Origin of the sequence: Mycolicibacterium arabiense, assembly GCF_010731815.2 — a bacterium.
Lineage (GTDB): Bacteria > Actinomycetota > Actinomycetes > Mycobacteriales > Mycobacteriaceae > Mycobacterium > Mycobacterium arabiense.
The window spans coordinates 362,039-375,867 of the sequence record NZ_AP022592.1 but is presented as its reverse complement, the minus strand read 5'-3'; the positions used below and the strand labels follow the sequence as shown (position 1 = coordinate 375,867).

Below are 13,829 nucleotides of genomic sequence, written 5' to 3'. Positions count from 1 at the left end.
ACCTCTCCCTGGGGCGGGCCAAGGCCACTGTTAAGGCTGGCCGCCGAACTGCTCGTCGTAGTCGATGCAAAACTCGACTACTTGATCGAATTCAGCGCCGGAGTACCCGTTGCGACTGGCCTCCGCCTCGCACGAATCCCTTAGCTCACTGTTTGAGCTTTCCTCCACCACAGTCATCACCAGCCCCAAGAGGACGAATGAAGTGGCGACTGCGCCTATGACGGCGCCAACCTTGCTGCGGCTGTCCAGGCTATTCCAGTACCTCGATAGAGCGTTCTCGTTTTTCTGGTCAAACCCTTCGGGGCTGCTAAGTGGTCTTACCTTGCGCTTCCCGTGCCACCCCGCGCCATCCCAATAATGCTCTGTCGAGTTGTCGTTTGGGTCCGGGTACCACCCGGGCGTTCGATTCGCCATCAACTTTGCTCCCCCCTCTGCCAGCAACCGTTGCGCGAGCATAACGGTCGACTCAACGGGTCTGCCCACAGCACATAGCCAATGGGGGCAACTTGCTTACCGTCCCGGCTCGACCCTACCTCCCCTTGGGGCGGGCCGACCTACTCAAGCACACGGATTGGCGGGTCTTGGCCCGTCCGCTCCCAAGTGATGTCATCAATCTGGTAGCGAATGACCGGCGTCGACAACTTGAAAGGTCTTCCGCTGAACTGGTCGTCGGAGGCTCGCCTCGGCTCAATGTTGACTAGGTACCTCGGCTGAGCATGCGGCGCTATCGCGCTCACGAACTGTCGTTGTTCGCGGCCTTCCACCAACATCACACCCGGCAGACGGAACTCCGTGATCGAGATCGACTTGTTGGTTCCGTTCAAAAATTCGACGTTGACACTTGTCATCGTCTTTTCGCCTTCCGCCCCGTACCCGCCACCGCCAAAAACGCTCACCGTTACCTTTTGCGCCTCGAGCTGCTGGGCGTGGCGCTCATCCTCCCTCTCGCGAACTAGATCCTCGGTCCGCTGCCGCGTCTCCGTCTGAAACGTGTGAACAGCCCACAAGATGGCGGCGATGGTGCCCACCGCGCCGGCCCACGTGCCAACCGCGCTCACCCAAGTGGCGTCGAATTTGCCGGTGACGGCCCATCCGACCACCGTGCCAGCAGCGAATAGGAGCAGTCCCCCCAGAGCCTTCAACACGGCTTGACGATATCGGCCTCACTCATCGATCAGCGGCAGCGGACCGTACTTAGCGGTGCAGGTGTTGCAGTCACGGCACCGCTTAGGCAGCGAGGGGTCGTTCGCCTTGTAGCGGCCGTGGGATTCGTTGCTCCGCATGGGATGGGTGCAGTGCGAGCATTTGACGAGGGGCATGTATTCGATCATTGCGCAGGTTCAGCTCTGTTGCCAGAACGTCCCGCTGGAGGACACGCTTCCATGACAGGCTCGAAGCATGACGGAATCTAGACGGGGAGCACAGGGCGATCTCGACGCGCTGGCTCTCTTGACTGCAAGCTATGACGGACTGATGGGCGAGGTGATCCAGGGGGTTCTGGCCGACAAGAGCGAATCGGAGTGGTATCCGGCATCGGATGACACCCTCAGCCCCAGTCTCCAGAAGCTCGAGCGGGACGTTCAGAAACTCGTGGCCAACGTGGAGCAGCTCACAAGCCTGTTGAGCGGGATGACCCTAATCGCTCGGGTAACGGTGGCCCAATGGGCCAAGATGGTTGATACAGCGGAGTCAGAAGTCCTCGATGCGATTGGGCGGTTCCTCCACAAGTGAAGACAGTTCTCCAACAATCGGAGAACTGTGGGTGGGGAGCGTTGGCTCTAGTCCGTTAGAACCTCGAAGAATGAACCGGGGTCGGTTCGCCAATAGAGGTTTTCGCCGTCGTAGCTGATGTGCACCGATGCCGAGTCCCGCTTGCCGCTGTCATTCACCAACTCGGCCTGGCCCTCGAACATGTTGCCGGTGATGTGCATAACGGTGATGGATTCGGCGTGTACGCCCTCGTCGCGGAACTTATCGTCGGCGTCGAGTGATGCATTCATGGAGTCGAGGACCTCGCTGGCGAGGCCGGCTGCGTCAGGCTGTTGCTTCTGCCATAGCTGGAAGCCGATCACGGACGCTATGACAATTGCCCCGCTGGCAATAGACGTGAGCACGACGAACGTCCGGGTGGCGGGCGTTTTGTTTCGGGCTGGTTCGGGCAGGTGCGGTGCATAGAGATCCCCCATAGCCGCGGCAGTCTAGCCAGGGCATCCGACGTCGGCGGTCGGTTCTAGCGTGTCTGGTGTGATCGTCAAGCGCGTGACCAGGTGGCACTGATCCGCGCCACCGAGCCATCCCGAGACGACCTCACCGCCTACGCCGGCACCGAGTATTGGCGATTGAGTGGACTGAGGTACGCGGCGGTAAGACTGTGGAGCTGGGGCAGTCGCATCACACGGAAGCCGCGGCACGCCGCCACGTCGAGGGGTTGCTGCGGCAACGGATCAGCGGGCTGTCGATAGGCAGCGTCTACAACGAACGAAGCTAGGTGCTCCGTCCGTTTAGTGCATGGTTGACGCAATTTGGACGAGCCGATTTAGCTGCTCTCAAACGTTTGCTCAGCTACGATCCGTGCCATGGGGGCACCGATGAGCGCGCCAGGCTGGTATCCAGATCCTGAGCGACCAGGACAACAGCGTTACTACGACGGCACTATGTGGACCGAGCACCGCGCGGTAGCGACGCCGCCGCCGAAGGAACCAGCCAGCCTTCGGAAACTACTGCTGATTGTGGGCGCACTAGTCGCGTTCATTCTGATCATCAGTGTGAGTGGCAACGACGACGACGAGAAGTCAACCGCGAACACCTCGACGACCACGTACACCCCTTACCGATCTACGGTCGCCGCCGCAGCGCCCACACCGACACCGACGCCTACAGGACCGGTGCGACCCGAAGGGGTCACCTTCCGTCAGGAGGGAACAGTGACCTTCGCCGAATTTCAGATTGGGGACGCACTGTTCATGGGCCTCACCCGGTTCGGGGCGCAGTCTGAAACGAAACAGGCGCTGCAATGGGCACTCCGCGAGTACCCCAACGCCACACAAGTGGTAGTGCAAGGCCGGTTCCCGACGAAAGACGCCTACGGAAACGAGGAGAACAGTGTCGTCCTGAATGTGGGATACGACCGCTCCACTCTTGACAAGATCAACTTCGCGAACATCGACAATGACAAAATCTGGGCTGTCCGGGACACGGGGTTCGTCCACCCAGACCTGCAAGGGTGACGCGCCGAAATTAGAGCGGGCATACAGGCGGTGCTCAGAACGCGAACAACGCCACTAGCTGCAGTCCGAGCAGGACCAGAAACGTCGCGGCAAGGCGGCGGCGGCCGCGATCGTAACGTTTGGGCGGGAGCTCGCCGGGAGTACCGACCAGCACACCAGGCCCGCGGGGATACCGAAGGCCAGGCCGAACATGACGCCGAAGCCGTTAGGAAATGAACCGGGGTCCGTCGAGATGCGTGAACTGAGCATTACGAGCGCGCACCACAGCCACACCACTCCTGCGATGCCGCCGACGATGGCACTCACCACTACGGCGACAGTGCCCCAGAATCTCTCGGTCGCCCAACCGCGACTCGAACCGATGTGAGGGGCAGGCTGGCGAGACGAGAACCGGCGCGGTCGGATCATCGGACGTCACCCCCGCGGTGGCCGCGCGCCGGCGACGGTAGCGCGTCTGCCGTGCTGGCGTTGCACGCGGTCGATCCGCACGAAGGGCGCCGCGGGCATCCCGATGGAAAGTGGCCGCCGCGAGGCGATCGCAAGTCGGGTTCCGCTCCCCAGGAGGGCAAAGCGAAATTGCGACAGCCCCACGACGGGCCACGGGAGGAAATCTAACACCGGCACCCAAGACCTCTGCGCGCCATGACCGAACCGGCCGCCTCCGGTCATCGAGGCGGGCGTGGCGTCCGTCCCTGTGATCAACTCGTGAACCCATGCAGGGTTCCATTGCCGCCGCCTTGCTCGACGACGAACAGCAGGACGCCAGGCACGAGGTAGACGCGCAGGCTTTGACCCCGCCCCGGGTCAAAGGGGGCTGGAATCGTCGCGCGCTCCTGACAGTTGGATCGATCGAACACTCGCACCATCGGTCGTTGTGGATCAGTCCGGTCGACCTCGACGATCTGATCGGTCAGCAACACCGTCTCAACGTAGCGTGGCGTCGCAAGGCTCAGTTCGCAAACGAATTCACCCGCGCCCGAGTATTGGCGATACGTGCTGCCGCTGTTCACCAGGAATCCGCCGTCGGCTGGCGAACGCGCCTCGATAGACGCCTCGCCCATGTCGAAGTGACGGCCGGTCGGCCCATCAACGAAGAGGTCGAGGTCCGGTCGTCGGTCCCGCCAGGTGACGGTGGCTGTGTAACCGTCTCGGCCCTGCGGGCCGGCGTACCAGCGGCGTGCCGCGCTGGGTGCGTCGGCGGTGTCTAGTCCGGGCACCATCCGTTCGCGCAGGACCTTCCCGGTCGCCGGGTCTGCTGCGGTCTCGCGTATGACGATTCGGTCAGGCGTCGAGCAGTCGTTGATGGTCATCAGAGTGTTTGCACCGTCGACGACGTAGTAGGGCAGGCGAAGGTAAAGGTTCTCCAGCGGGGCAACGGGGCCGTCGGGGCAGCGAACCGGGTTGGGGATCGACCACGTCGAGGCGCCAGTGCGGGGATCGAAGGCGGTCCACCTGTCGGGCATGCGGGCCACCAGGAATGGGAAGACACCGGAGTGGAGCGGTGGCGCTACGCGCGCACGGGGCCGCCGGGACTGTCGATCGTTAATTACGCCGTCTACGACAACGGCGGCGTCGTCCTGATCGACCAATCCGACAGCGACACCGCCTTGGTCGTGGCACTGACAGTGAGAAGCGCGCCCCTCGTAGGCAAGGGCAGCGCATTTGGCCGGCCGACGACTCGACCTCTGGCGCGGTGTCGATGTGCATCGCGCTGCGTCAATGCCGATCAGGTCAATGCCGTTGCAGTGCACAGTGTCTCACTGGCAATTCGCGGCCAAGATCGGCGAGCCTAGCGGCGCCACACGTGGACGCGGTCCGTTTTCAGTGGGGCGCCGTCGGGGCCCTTGACGTACGGGGCGATCCACTTCGGGCGTCGATCGGCGTGATTGGGGCCGCACGCTTGCTGCCGCCAGTGCCCCCCGACCCACCAGCGATGATGGTACTGGCGATCAGGTGATTGGCCGTCGCCCTCACGGGGTGGGCTCATCGGTCGGCGCAGCTCGATGATGCTGACCTGATCGGGGTCAGCCTGCCCAGTAGTCGCACCGGTGCGGCCTCGCGAGGGCGCCTCCAGTGCGCGGGTCGCGGCGACGGTCGGCTGACCCATCAGCAGCCAGGCCGCGCCGACGATGCTGACTAGAGGCGAGGCGTCTGCAGCGTCGGCCACCTCGGCGGTCCTTGGAACCAACGGCTGGACCATCAGGGTGGGATTGGTCGCCCACAGCGGCGACATCACCTGGTAGGGCGCCAGCAGCTCGGGGTTCTTCGCCAGCCGCGACAGCGGTTGTAGCTGAAGCACTCCATCCGGTCGCGACCACCACCACAGCCCGTCCCAGGCCACCTCGCCAGGGTCATCAGGACTTAACGCGTTCCACGGAACGACGCCGGCGGGCTTGGCCCAGCACAGCAGCCCAGTGGGACACGGCGCGGCGATCGCCGGCGTCCACTCCGGAAGCGAACCGGCGGCGTCGAGAGCCACGTCCACCATGTCGCGTGACACCCAGTACAACTCCGCATTGCGGATCGCCTGGGACTCGGCGCTCATCTGCGCCAGGGACTCGGCCAGCTTGGCCTGCATGCGCTGCAAGCGGCGAGAGCCGCCGAATGCCGGATCGGCAGGCGCCTCCAACGCCGAAGATTGGTGCGCGACAAGGGTGTCGAGGGCGTCACACCACTGACGCCGCATGTCGGGAATCGAGGTGGGAGCCCACGGAATGCCCCTGCGCTTCACCATGTTGTCGTCGTCGTCGGTACTGCGCGCATCACATCTCCGAGCGTATCGCGCGTCGCCCGGCGCTACTTATATTGATCCCAAATTCTTCAACGGAGACGGCTCGTTGAAGTCACCCAACCATGTCAGCGCAGACGAAGGGAGCGTATACGACGCGCAATTGACCGTCGCGATGTCAGAACGAGTACAAATGAACAGCATGCTAGAAAAGTTCCGAGACACCTTGGGCAGAGTCAACGGAATTGATAATTGACCATGAAGATTCGTTCACTCACGACGAAGCGCGTTGCGTCGATCGCGGCGACGCTCGCCGTCCTCACGGGCTGCTCGAACTCCCCTGCCGTGCCCGAATTACCGTCGGAAACGAACCCAAGCGCAGTGTGGGACGCCATCACGGGATCAGGCGGCGCGGCCCTCCTGAGCGACATGACGATGTACCCGTGGGACGATGGCGGTCGCAGGGCAGGCGATCTCCTTTCATGGATTCCGGACGACGCCCAGTCTCCCGACCGCTTCGTTGCCGAGCGAGCGGGCCAATCTGCGCTTGCTGTCGCGACGTTTCTGGCTGACAAGAGAGAGGCCCTCGCCGAAGCGCCGCCGAATCCCATTCTATGGCAGTCTTTTGCGTCAAGCCTGGTGCCCTACCTCGGCGCCTTGGTGGGTGATGACGACGGCTCACAGGGTTTCGAACCCTTGGACGCACTCGAGAGCATCGAGTCACCCGTGACCCGCACGGTAGGTCTCTTTCGGGCGATGATGAAGAACTCAGAGGCAAACGAGACCTTCATCGACGCTGCTACGAAACGTGCGAAAGCCTACCAAGAAGCGTTCGCGAACGCCGTGTCGAAAGATCCGCGACTTGCGGGAACCAATGACACGCGGCAGTGGTTGATCCAGGCTGTTCGTCTACGCGGCGTCGTCGCGAAGGCAGAGCCGGCAAATACTCCGATTCGGGACGGCCAACGCCGGCCCACACTCAAACTCAGGTCGCCTTGGATGTTGCGGTCCTGACGGCTCGACCGGGCGACCCCACAATCGACCCGAAGTTCTTCGGGCCGGACGGACGACTGATCGCACCCGATGCACTCGAGGAACTGGATTGGAGCATCTACGACTCGCAACTGACTATGTACTTGTCCGTTTTTCCCCCCATCAACGACGCGATCCGCTCCTACGGCCGAATATTTCACGACATAGTCGTGGAGGATTGACGCTTTGAGTTCGAGCGCAGTCCACGCTGGACGACCGCATCGCAATAACCCTCGGTGCCAAGCTCAACCCCATGACCAACCCACGCGCCGAAGGTCTTCGGGTCTTCCGCGAATAGCTTCCCGATGTCATCCCCGACGACGATGCCGAGGTCGACTTCGGGTGGGGCCTACCGGATCGCTTCGGTCCACGCGAACTCCCAGCCGCCAGGCCGTCGGTTAGTCCCATTACGGTGGCCGCATGGCTCCGGGAGATCTGGTGCGTCGGTACGGCAAGTGGATCACCGAAGCGCCGACGCACTGCCCTCGCGGACACCCACTGGGGCCGGGCGCAGTCCTGGTGGGCCACGTCGCGTGCAAGGGCCATGGGATCGGCCACATGCTTTGGTTTTGTCGGACCTGCCCGCCGGAGGAGGCTCCGACGTACGGGCCACCGCTGGGTGAGCACTGCACGGCAATCTGGGGGCCAGCATCCAAGCGCATCAGCTCTGCCGCCCCGGAGCCGGAACGGCCCTACGTGATGCCCGAGCCGCCGGACCTCTAGCCATTCCCTCGGTACTGGAGCGCCGAGCCCGTCACCCGCGATGGTCGGCCCGACGGGGGCCTACCGGGCTCACGAATTTCTGCGGGCCCCGCTGCCGTCCCCTCGAAACCGGCAGCGAGGCGCGTGGTCGGAGAGTTTCAGGCGGATTCGAGGAACAGTCGGCGAGCACGGACGGAGTAGCCGTTCCGTTCTGCTCGGCCAGCGAGCGCAGTTGACGCAGGGCGAAGGTCCTACCGCGGCCGGCTTCCGGGATGACGATGCCCGCCCACAGCCCCTCGGCGCGCGGGAGTTCGACGGCCTCCCGGGCGCAGGCCCACCGGCGCGGGCAGAGCCGGCAGATGGCCTTGGCGTCCTCGTCGGCCCTGGACACCCACCGCTCCGGGTCGCGGGTGCATTGTCCGACGGGCAGTCCGTCCATCCCCACTGCGTTCATTGGTCGCTCCTGTCCGGTCGTGCGCCACGTTCTCGAAGCGCGATGCGACTCAATGTATAGCATAAACCGTAGCAACGCAACGTTTACGGACTGAGAACGCACGGCTGGTCGCGTCCGCGATTTTATCGTCCGTCGACCTGCGTCGATACCCTCGTAGCAGTGCGTACGGCCGGCCCAAGCCGTCGCCAATCCATTGCGTTAATGTGGTTTAGTGCTAGTCTCGCAACGGTTGCATATAACAGTCGCCGTACCGGGGGGGGGCGAAAGCGTAGCGTTGCAGCGGTTGAATGAGGGTACGGCGCCGGTCGCCCAGCCAGCCGATGTGACTGGTGACGTCGACCCCGGGGATGGCTCGCGCCCGGCGGCCCGGCCGCCCGTCGACGCGAACTCGCGTCAGTCAGCGCGCAGCCTCGCCGCCGAATGGATCATGACGCGGGCGCGGTCAATTCCTTAGGAGAGAGGACAGAGCTGGCCGCGACGAGAGAACCCGGGCAGACCCGAGCCGTCAGTCAGTCGCTGAGATCACCGATGATCGCACCGACCGCATGCGACCATCAGGGAATGTCCGACCCGCAAGCCACCGGATCCGGCGACGGCCTCTTCGCGATGGATCCCGATCCCACGCTTCGCGAGTTGGCCCGTCAACTCGTCGAAGGCCAGCAGCGAATCGCAACACTGACCAGGACTGCCGCAGAAGTGCGGGCAACGGCAGCTCCCGACAACGCCGAGGCCAACAAACTGCTCGCCGAATTCGACGCCACCAGGTACCGCTGGCTGACCGAAGCACTGCCAGCACTGGTCGCCAGCATCCAACTCGCCCTGGAGGTACACGACACCTTCGGCCCCGGGATGACGTCCATCAGCGACCCCACCGAGGCCGCCATCTGGAACAACAAGTGGTTCGTCGCCGAGCACGAACTCAGCGGCCGACCACGCGGAACCCAATAACGGGCAGAAGATCAACCCCGCTCCCAGCCGACGTGCCCCACTCGTGCTGCCGAATGTGCCCGCAGTAGTGACGGACTCACCTAACGCACCGGTTGACCACCGGCCTTGCGTACAGCGGCCAGCCCGTCGGAGGACCAGGCGGGTTCCTGCTTCGAACCGCTCGTCGGAGGAGCGCGGTGTCGCCGGCCCCCGAGGGCCCGGGTCTGTCATTACGCCGCAGTGCCGCAGGCTTTCACCACGGCAGGATGCGCACAGGCGGGTTCCGCAACGGCCGTCATTGCAAACGTAGCGATGCTACGATTCTAGAGTGAGTTCAGGACCCACCAACCATGCAGACGGCGCACAGGAAGTCGCTTCCACGCTGACCATCCGGGTGGGCGCTGACTCCTATCGGGTGGAAAGGGCACAATCCCCGGTCGTCATCGGGCGGCCCGGTACTGGCGCCGCGGAGAAACCGCACATCCCGATCTCCGACGGTCGGGTCTCACGTGAACATCTCGTCGTCCACGCCCGGGACGGTTCCTGGTACGGCGTGCCGAAGGGCCGCAACGGCGTCTTCATCAACGGTGAAGAGATCAACGACGAGTTCGAGATCCCCGAGGACGAGTTGACCGTCGTCTTGGGACATCCAAACGTGGGTGTCCAGGTTCATTTCAGTGGGCTGGATCCCAGCCTCGTCTATGTCGGCACCCAGGTCGCGCAACGTCGCAACGAACTCGAGATCTCGCAGCGGACACTCGCTGCCGCACAGGTCATGAACGCCGGCGCACTCATCACTTTCGAGAAAGGGCGCAGCTGGCCACGGCAGAAGACCCGCGAAAAGTTGGAGGCGGCGCTCGGATGGCCAGCTGGCCACATCGAGAATCTGCGACGCCAGTACAAGGCCGAATCTGGCCCCGGCGGCAACGACGTCCAGCCCACGGATGCCAACGATGAAGAGCGCACCGTTCTGCTCAAGACAGGGGGTACGACCGCGGTCGAATCCCGCTTCATGGCGGAAACGATTGCAGTTGCGCTGTCCAACATCAAGTCTCAGATTGCAGCGCTGCCGCCGGCCGCGGCGGACCCCTCCTTCCAATCCAGGGTCGGCGGCCTCATTGCCGACCTCAATCGGCTCGAGTCAGCCGCGTCGAACGCCTCCCGCGGCTCGGCCGGCGCACCCGACATCCTGTTGGGTCTAGGCGAGGTGCGACGAGTGCGACGCGAGCTGATGCTGCAGGCTGCGCGATCGCCGAATGCCACGATCGGGCAACGGGTATTCGCCGCGCGTCATCGCGCGGAGCTGACCCTGGAGGAAGCGGCCGCGATCGTGGGGATCAGTGCACACGACCTCAGTGCGGCCGAAGCAGGGCAAACCGTCTCGCCGCCGCAACTGGGCGCCCTGCAACGGCTCGTTGAAGTGTTGCGATAGTTCAAGAGAGCCCACACCCCACGACTGTGTCCACCGACTCCCCGTGCGCCACAGGTTCTCTGCGGTGAGGTGCAGCGGACAGGAAGGGCAGACGCTTTCTGCCGGGCGGCGCACCGAGGGCCGGGACGGGACAATCGCTTTCCGAGGGGAGTCCTACTGCCCGGAGAGGTTCTTGATGGTGCGGTGCACCGCGAGACCGGCGAAGACCAGAACGGCGCATGCGACCGCGGACAGCACGGTCTGCAGGATGATGATCGTGCCGAGACCCGTGCCTCCTTGCAGTAGCGGTGACGCCGAAGACAAGCTCAGCCAGCCCATCAATCCCAGAAGCGCCCCTAGTCCGTACAACGCGGCGCCGCCCCCGCAAACGCCGTAGGCGACGAGCTGAACGGCCAGCTTGGTTCCGACGGCGAACAGCACGTAGGCCAGGGCGATCAACACCGCGAAGGCCGCGATGGTGCCGGACGCACCGGGGAGCTGGCCCAAGACGAGCGCCAGAAGGACACCAACGCCGAAGCCGGCGTACACGAGCGTGTCCGGTGACTCCTGGCGGGTCTTTTGGAACCAGGGTTGGCGAATCAACTCTCCGTTGATGCCCCGGTAGATCAGCCGACTGATGAATGAGTTGCCCTTGCCGAGCATGGAATTGCCTGTGTCGCCGGGGGTTTGAGACTGCGGGTTCGGACTCGGCGGTGCCGGGTTGTAAGGGCCGGGGTGGGCATTGGCGAAGGGGGGTTGGTCGTTGGATGCGTAGGGGGTGTTGTATCCCGAAGGCGGGAAGGTGGGGTAGGGCGGCTGTGTGCCCGGACGAGGTCCGTAGGGAGCGGCCTGGTTCGGTGGCCACGGCATCTGCGGGCCGGGCTGCGGTGCATGACCGGGTGCGGCGCCACCGGTCCCATACGGCTGTTGAATGGGCGGTTGCGGGAGCTGATGCTGCGGGCCGGACGCCGGACGCTGCTGGGGCTGCGGGCCGGGTGCGGGACGCTGCTGGGGCTGCGCGCCGGGCACTGGAGGCTGCTGGGGCGGCGGGACAGGAGCAGTGCGGGGGACCTGCAGCGTCGTGTCCTCGGCTGGGTCGCGCCCTGGTTCCGGCGTCGTCGGGCGCGCGGTGCGGGGTACGACGTGGGTCTTGTCCTCGTCGGATGCCGACGGTGCGTGACCGGTGACCTTCTGGGTCTTCTCGGCGTCGTCGTCCATGGTGCGGTCCCTCCCTCGTGATGTCTTCGGCTCTTACGCTAACGGTTCCGTGATGGGTGGCTTAGCACCAATCTGTCGCCGCACACGGCGCTAGCGGACTTGGCGGGCAAGTGCATTGACCAGTCCTGTGTTCAGGTAGTTGACGGCGGCGTAGCCCGGCGATTGCAGGGCGGTGATCGCGGCGGGGTCATCGACGATGATGGTGGCGCCCCGGTAGGCCGAGAACGGCTGAGGCAGGCCGTTGTAGCTTCCGTTGCCGGCTGTGCGGTCGGTGCGCAGAACGATCCGGACATCGGTGGGGGTGAGGTTGAGTTGTTCGGGATCTGCGACGGGTTGCATGTCGGCGCCGTCGGTGGAGGTGATGGCCGGTTTGGCTGGGTAGCGGAAGCCCAGCCCCTGCAGGTAGCGGGCCGCCGGTGAGGTGGGTGAGGCGATACTGACGCCGTCGTCGGTGACCAGGACGACCTCGACGCTCTTTCCGTCGAACACGGGGTGCTGGGATCGAAGGTCGGCCTGGGCGGCGGCGGCTTTGTCGATGAGGTCTTTGGCGCGCTGTTCGTGGCCGAGAATCCTTGCCGTCCACTGTAATTGGGTCTGCCAGGTCCAATCGCTGGCATCTTGGGGGCGTGTGATGGTGGTGGCGACATCAGACAGGGCTCGGTAGGTGGCGCCGTCGATCTCGCCGGTGTCGAGGATGAGATCGGATTGGGCGCCGGCGAGCGCTGCTGCGTCGGCGGTGGGTAGGACGCGGACGTCGCCGGTGATGAGGTCCTTCTCCCAGCTTGGCAGCTCGCCGCCGGGGGCGACGATGGCGACCGGCTGGACGTCGAGCGACAGCACGGCGTCGGCGTCGCCGGGGCCCGCGGCGATCACTGCGCGGGGCTGCTCGGTCAGTGTGGCCTGGCCGTGTTCGTGGACGAGTGTTTGAGCAGCGTATGCCGGTGCTGAGTCTTTAGGCCACAACGCGTAACTCGTTCCGGCGACGATGAGTACCACTGCGGCCAGGGCGGCGGCGATCATCGGGCGCCTGCGGCGCTTGAGTGGAACCGGTTTGTGGCCGGTGACGTGTGGCGGCGAGGTGGGTCCGGTGGACCATCCCGGGCCGTGGCCCGATGGTGGCGGTGTCGGGCCGGGGCTGTACGGCGTGGGTGTGGTCGGTCCGGTGGCCTGGGTGGGCCGGGTCGGTCCGGTGGGCCCGGTGGCCTGGGTGGGCCATCGTGGTGGCGTGTGGTCCCCGGGCCAGCCTGGGCCGCGTGCTGGTGCCGGAGCGACGCGTACGGCGTTGGTGGTCTCGTCGAGGGCCCGCACGGCCGCCTGGGCGAGTTCGCCGGCGGTCTGGAATCGCTGGGCGGGGTATTTGGCCATGGCTTGGGCGATGACGGCGTCGAATGCGGTGGGCAGGTTGGGGACCGAGTCGGTTGCCCGTGGCGGCGGCTCGACCATGTGCGCTGCTGCGATCGCGGCCATGCCCCCAGACCGGCCGCCGAACGGTGAGTTGCCGGTGAGCATTCGGTACAGCGAGCAGCCCAGGGAGTAGACGTCGGAGCGGTGATCGATTTCTTCGCCGGCCAGTGCTTCGGGGGAGGCGAAGGCGATGCTGGCCATCACCGTCCCGGTCTGGGTGAGATTCACCGCCTCGTCGAGGGCGCGTGCGATGCCGAAGTCGGCGAGGAAGACGCGTTCGTCGTTGGGTGCGAGCAGGAAGTTGGCGGGCTTGATGTCGCGGTGCAGCAGGTGGCGGCGGTGGGCGTAGTCCAGGGCCCGTGCGACTTCGCCGATGATGTGGACCGCCCGCTCGGGGGTCATGCGGTGGTTCTTGATCTCGTTGTCGGCGTCGCTGCCCGCGACGTACTGCATGGCGATCCACAACTGACCGTCGGTTTCGCCGCGGTTGTGGATGGTGACGATGTTGGGGTGGTCCAGCGATGCCGCTAGTTCGGCTTCGCGTTCGAAGCGGGCCCGGAAGTGCTCGTCGCGCGACAGTTCGGCGGAGAGCACCTTGAGGGCATCGCTGCGGGGGAGAGCCGGGTGGCGTGCGCGGTACACGGTGCCCATGCCGCCGTGTCCGATCACGCCCTCGATGGTGTAGCCGCCGACGACGTCGCCTGGGTGCAGTGTCATGTCGAATCG

General features: G+C 64.9%; 13 protein-coding genes and 1 pseudogene. 6 read left to right on the top strand and 8 right to left on the bottom strand.

What is annotated here, in order from left to right:
- Positions 1-30: 30 nt before the first annotated feature.
- The gene (locus G6N61_RS31310; RefSeq protein WP_163916508.1) at positions 31-414 is read right to left on the bottom strand and encodes a DUF2510 domain-containing protein; all 384 of its coding nucleotides are present in this window, start codon (positions 412-414) and stop codon (positions 31-33) included.
- A 140-nt stretch (positions 415-554) separates the two neighbouring features.
- Positions 555-1,145, bottom strand: coding sequence for a hypothetical protein (locus G6N61_RS01360; RefSeq protein WP_163916506.1), 591 nt, complete (start codon positions 1,143-1,145; stop codon positions 555-557).
- Between the two features lie 253 nt (positions 1,146-1,398).
- Here G6N61_RS01360 and G6N61_RS01355 point away from each other — a divergent pair, with 253 nt between their 5' ends.
- On the top strand, positions 1,399-1,731 hold the full coding sequence (locus G6N61_RS01355; RefSeq protein ID WP_163916504.1) for a hypothetical protein: 333 nt from the start codon (positions 1,399-1,401) through the stop codon (positions 1,729-1,731).
- 47 nt (positions 1,732-1,778) lie between these two features.
- Here the strand turns inward: G6N61_RS01355 and G6N61_RS01350 are convergent, their stop codons facing one another.
- Positions 1,779-2,186, bottom strand: a complete 408-nt coding sequence (locus G6N61_RS01350; protein WP_163916502.1) for a YfgM family protein — start codon at positions 2,184-2,186, stop codon at positions 1,779-1,781.
- A 390-nt stretch (positions 2,187-2,576) separates the two neighbouring features.
- On the opposite strand from G6N61_RS01350, the gene G6N61_RS01345 reads away from it, so the two are divergent.
- On the top strand, positions 2,577-3,227 hold the full coding sequence (locus G6N61_RS01345) for a DUF2510 domain-containing protein (RefSeq protein ID WP_163916500.1): 651 nt from the start codon (positions 2,577-2,579) through the stop codon (positions 3,225-3,227).
- Positions 3,228-3,925: 698 nt separating this feature from the next.
- Here G6N61_RS01345 and G6N61_RS01340 read toward each other — a convergent pair.
- Both G6N61_RS01340 and G6N61_RS01335 read right to left on the bottom strand, forming a co-directional pair.
- Positions 3,926-4,537, bottom strand: a complete 612-nt coding sequence (locus G6N61_RS01340) for a hypothetical protein (RefSeq protein ID WP_163916498.1) — start codon at positions 4,535-4,537, stop codon at positions 3,926-3,928.
- Between the two features lie 479 nt (positions 4,538-5,016).
- Positions 5,017-5,961 (bottom strand): hypothetical protein, encoded by a 945-nt coding sequence (locus tag G6N61_RS01335; protein WP_163916496.1) that lies wholly within the window; start codon positions 5,959-5,961, stop codon positions 5,017-5,019.
- A 246-nt stretch (positions 5,962-6,207) separates the two neighbouring features.
- Between G6N61_RS01335 and G6N61_RS01330 the strand changes: the two genes are divergently transcribed.
- Together G6N61_RS01330 and G6N61_RS01325 are read left to right on the top strand one after the other, a co-directional pair.
- Positions 6,208-6,969 (top strand): hypothetical protein, encoded by a 762-nt coding sequence (locus G6N61_RS01330; RefSeq protein WP_163916494.1) that lies wholly within the window; start codon positions 6,208-6,210, stop codon positions 6,967-6,969.
- A gap of 438 nt (positions 6,970-7,407) precedes the next feature.
- Positions 7,408-7,710 carry a hypothetical protein gene (locus tag G6N61_RS01325; protein WP_163916492.1) on the top strand — a complete coding sequence of 101 codons (303 nt, stop codon included), beginning with the start codon at positions 7,408-7,410 and terminating at the stop codon, positions 7,708-7,710.
- Between the two features lie 184 nt (positions 7,711-7,894).
- On the opposite strand, the pseudogene G6N61_RS01320 reads toward G6N61_RS01325, so the two are convergent.
- Positions 7,895-8,143 (bottom strand): annotated as a pseudogene (locus tag G6N61_RS01320) (WhiB family transcriptional regulator); the annotation flags it as partial.
- A 561-nt stretch (positions 8,144-8,704) separates the two neighbouring features.
- Between G6N61_RS01320 and G6N61_RS01315 the strand changes: the two are divergent.
- Together G6N61_RS01315 and G6N61_RS01310 are read left to right on the top strand one after the other, a co-directional pair.
- Positions 8,705-9,091: a hypothetical protein gene (locus tag G6N61_RS01315; RefSeq protein ID WP_163916490.1), complete on the top strand. Its 387-nt coding sequence runs from the start codon at positions 8,705-8,707 to the stop codon at positions 9,089-9,091.
- 307 nt (positions 9,092-9,398) lie between these two features.
- Positions 9,399-10,502: an FHA domain-containing protein gene (locus G6N61_RS01310; protein ID WP_163916488.1), complete on the top strand. Its 1,104-nt coding sequence runs from the start codon at positions 9,399-9,401 to the stop codon at positions 10,500-10,502.
- Positions 10,503-10,655: 153 nt separating this feature from the next.
- Here G6N61_RS01310 and G6N61_RS01305 read toward each other — a convergent pair whose 3' ends face one another.
- Together G6N61_RS01305 and G6N61_RS01300 are read right to left on the bottom strand one after the other, a co-directional pair.
- Entirely contained in the window at positions 10,656-11,699 is a 1,044-nt protein-coding gene (locus G6N61_RS01305; protein WP_163916487.1) for a hypothetical protein, read from the bottom strand.
- A gap of 90 nt (positions 11,700-11,789) precedes the next feature.
- Positions 11,790-13,820: a serine/threonine-protein kinase gene (locus G6N61_RS01300; RefSeq protein WP_163916484.1), complete on the bottom strand. Its 2,031-nt coding sequence runs from the start codon at positions 13,818-13,820 to the stop codon at positions 11,790-11,792.
- Positions 13,821-13,829 lie beyond the last annotated feature (9 nt).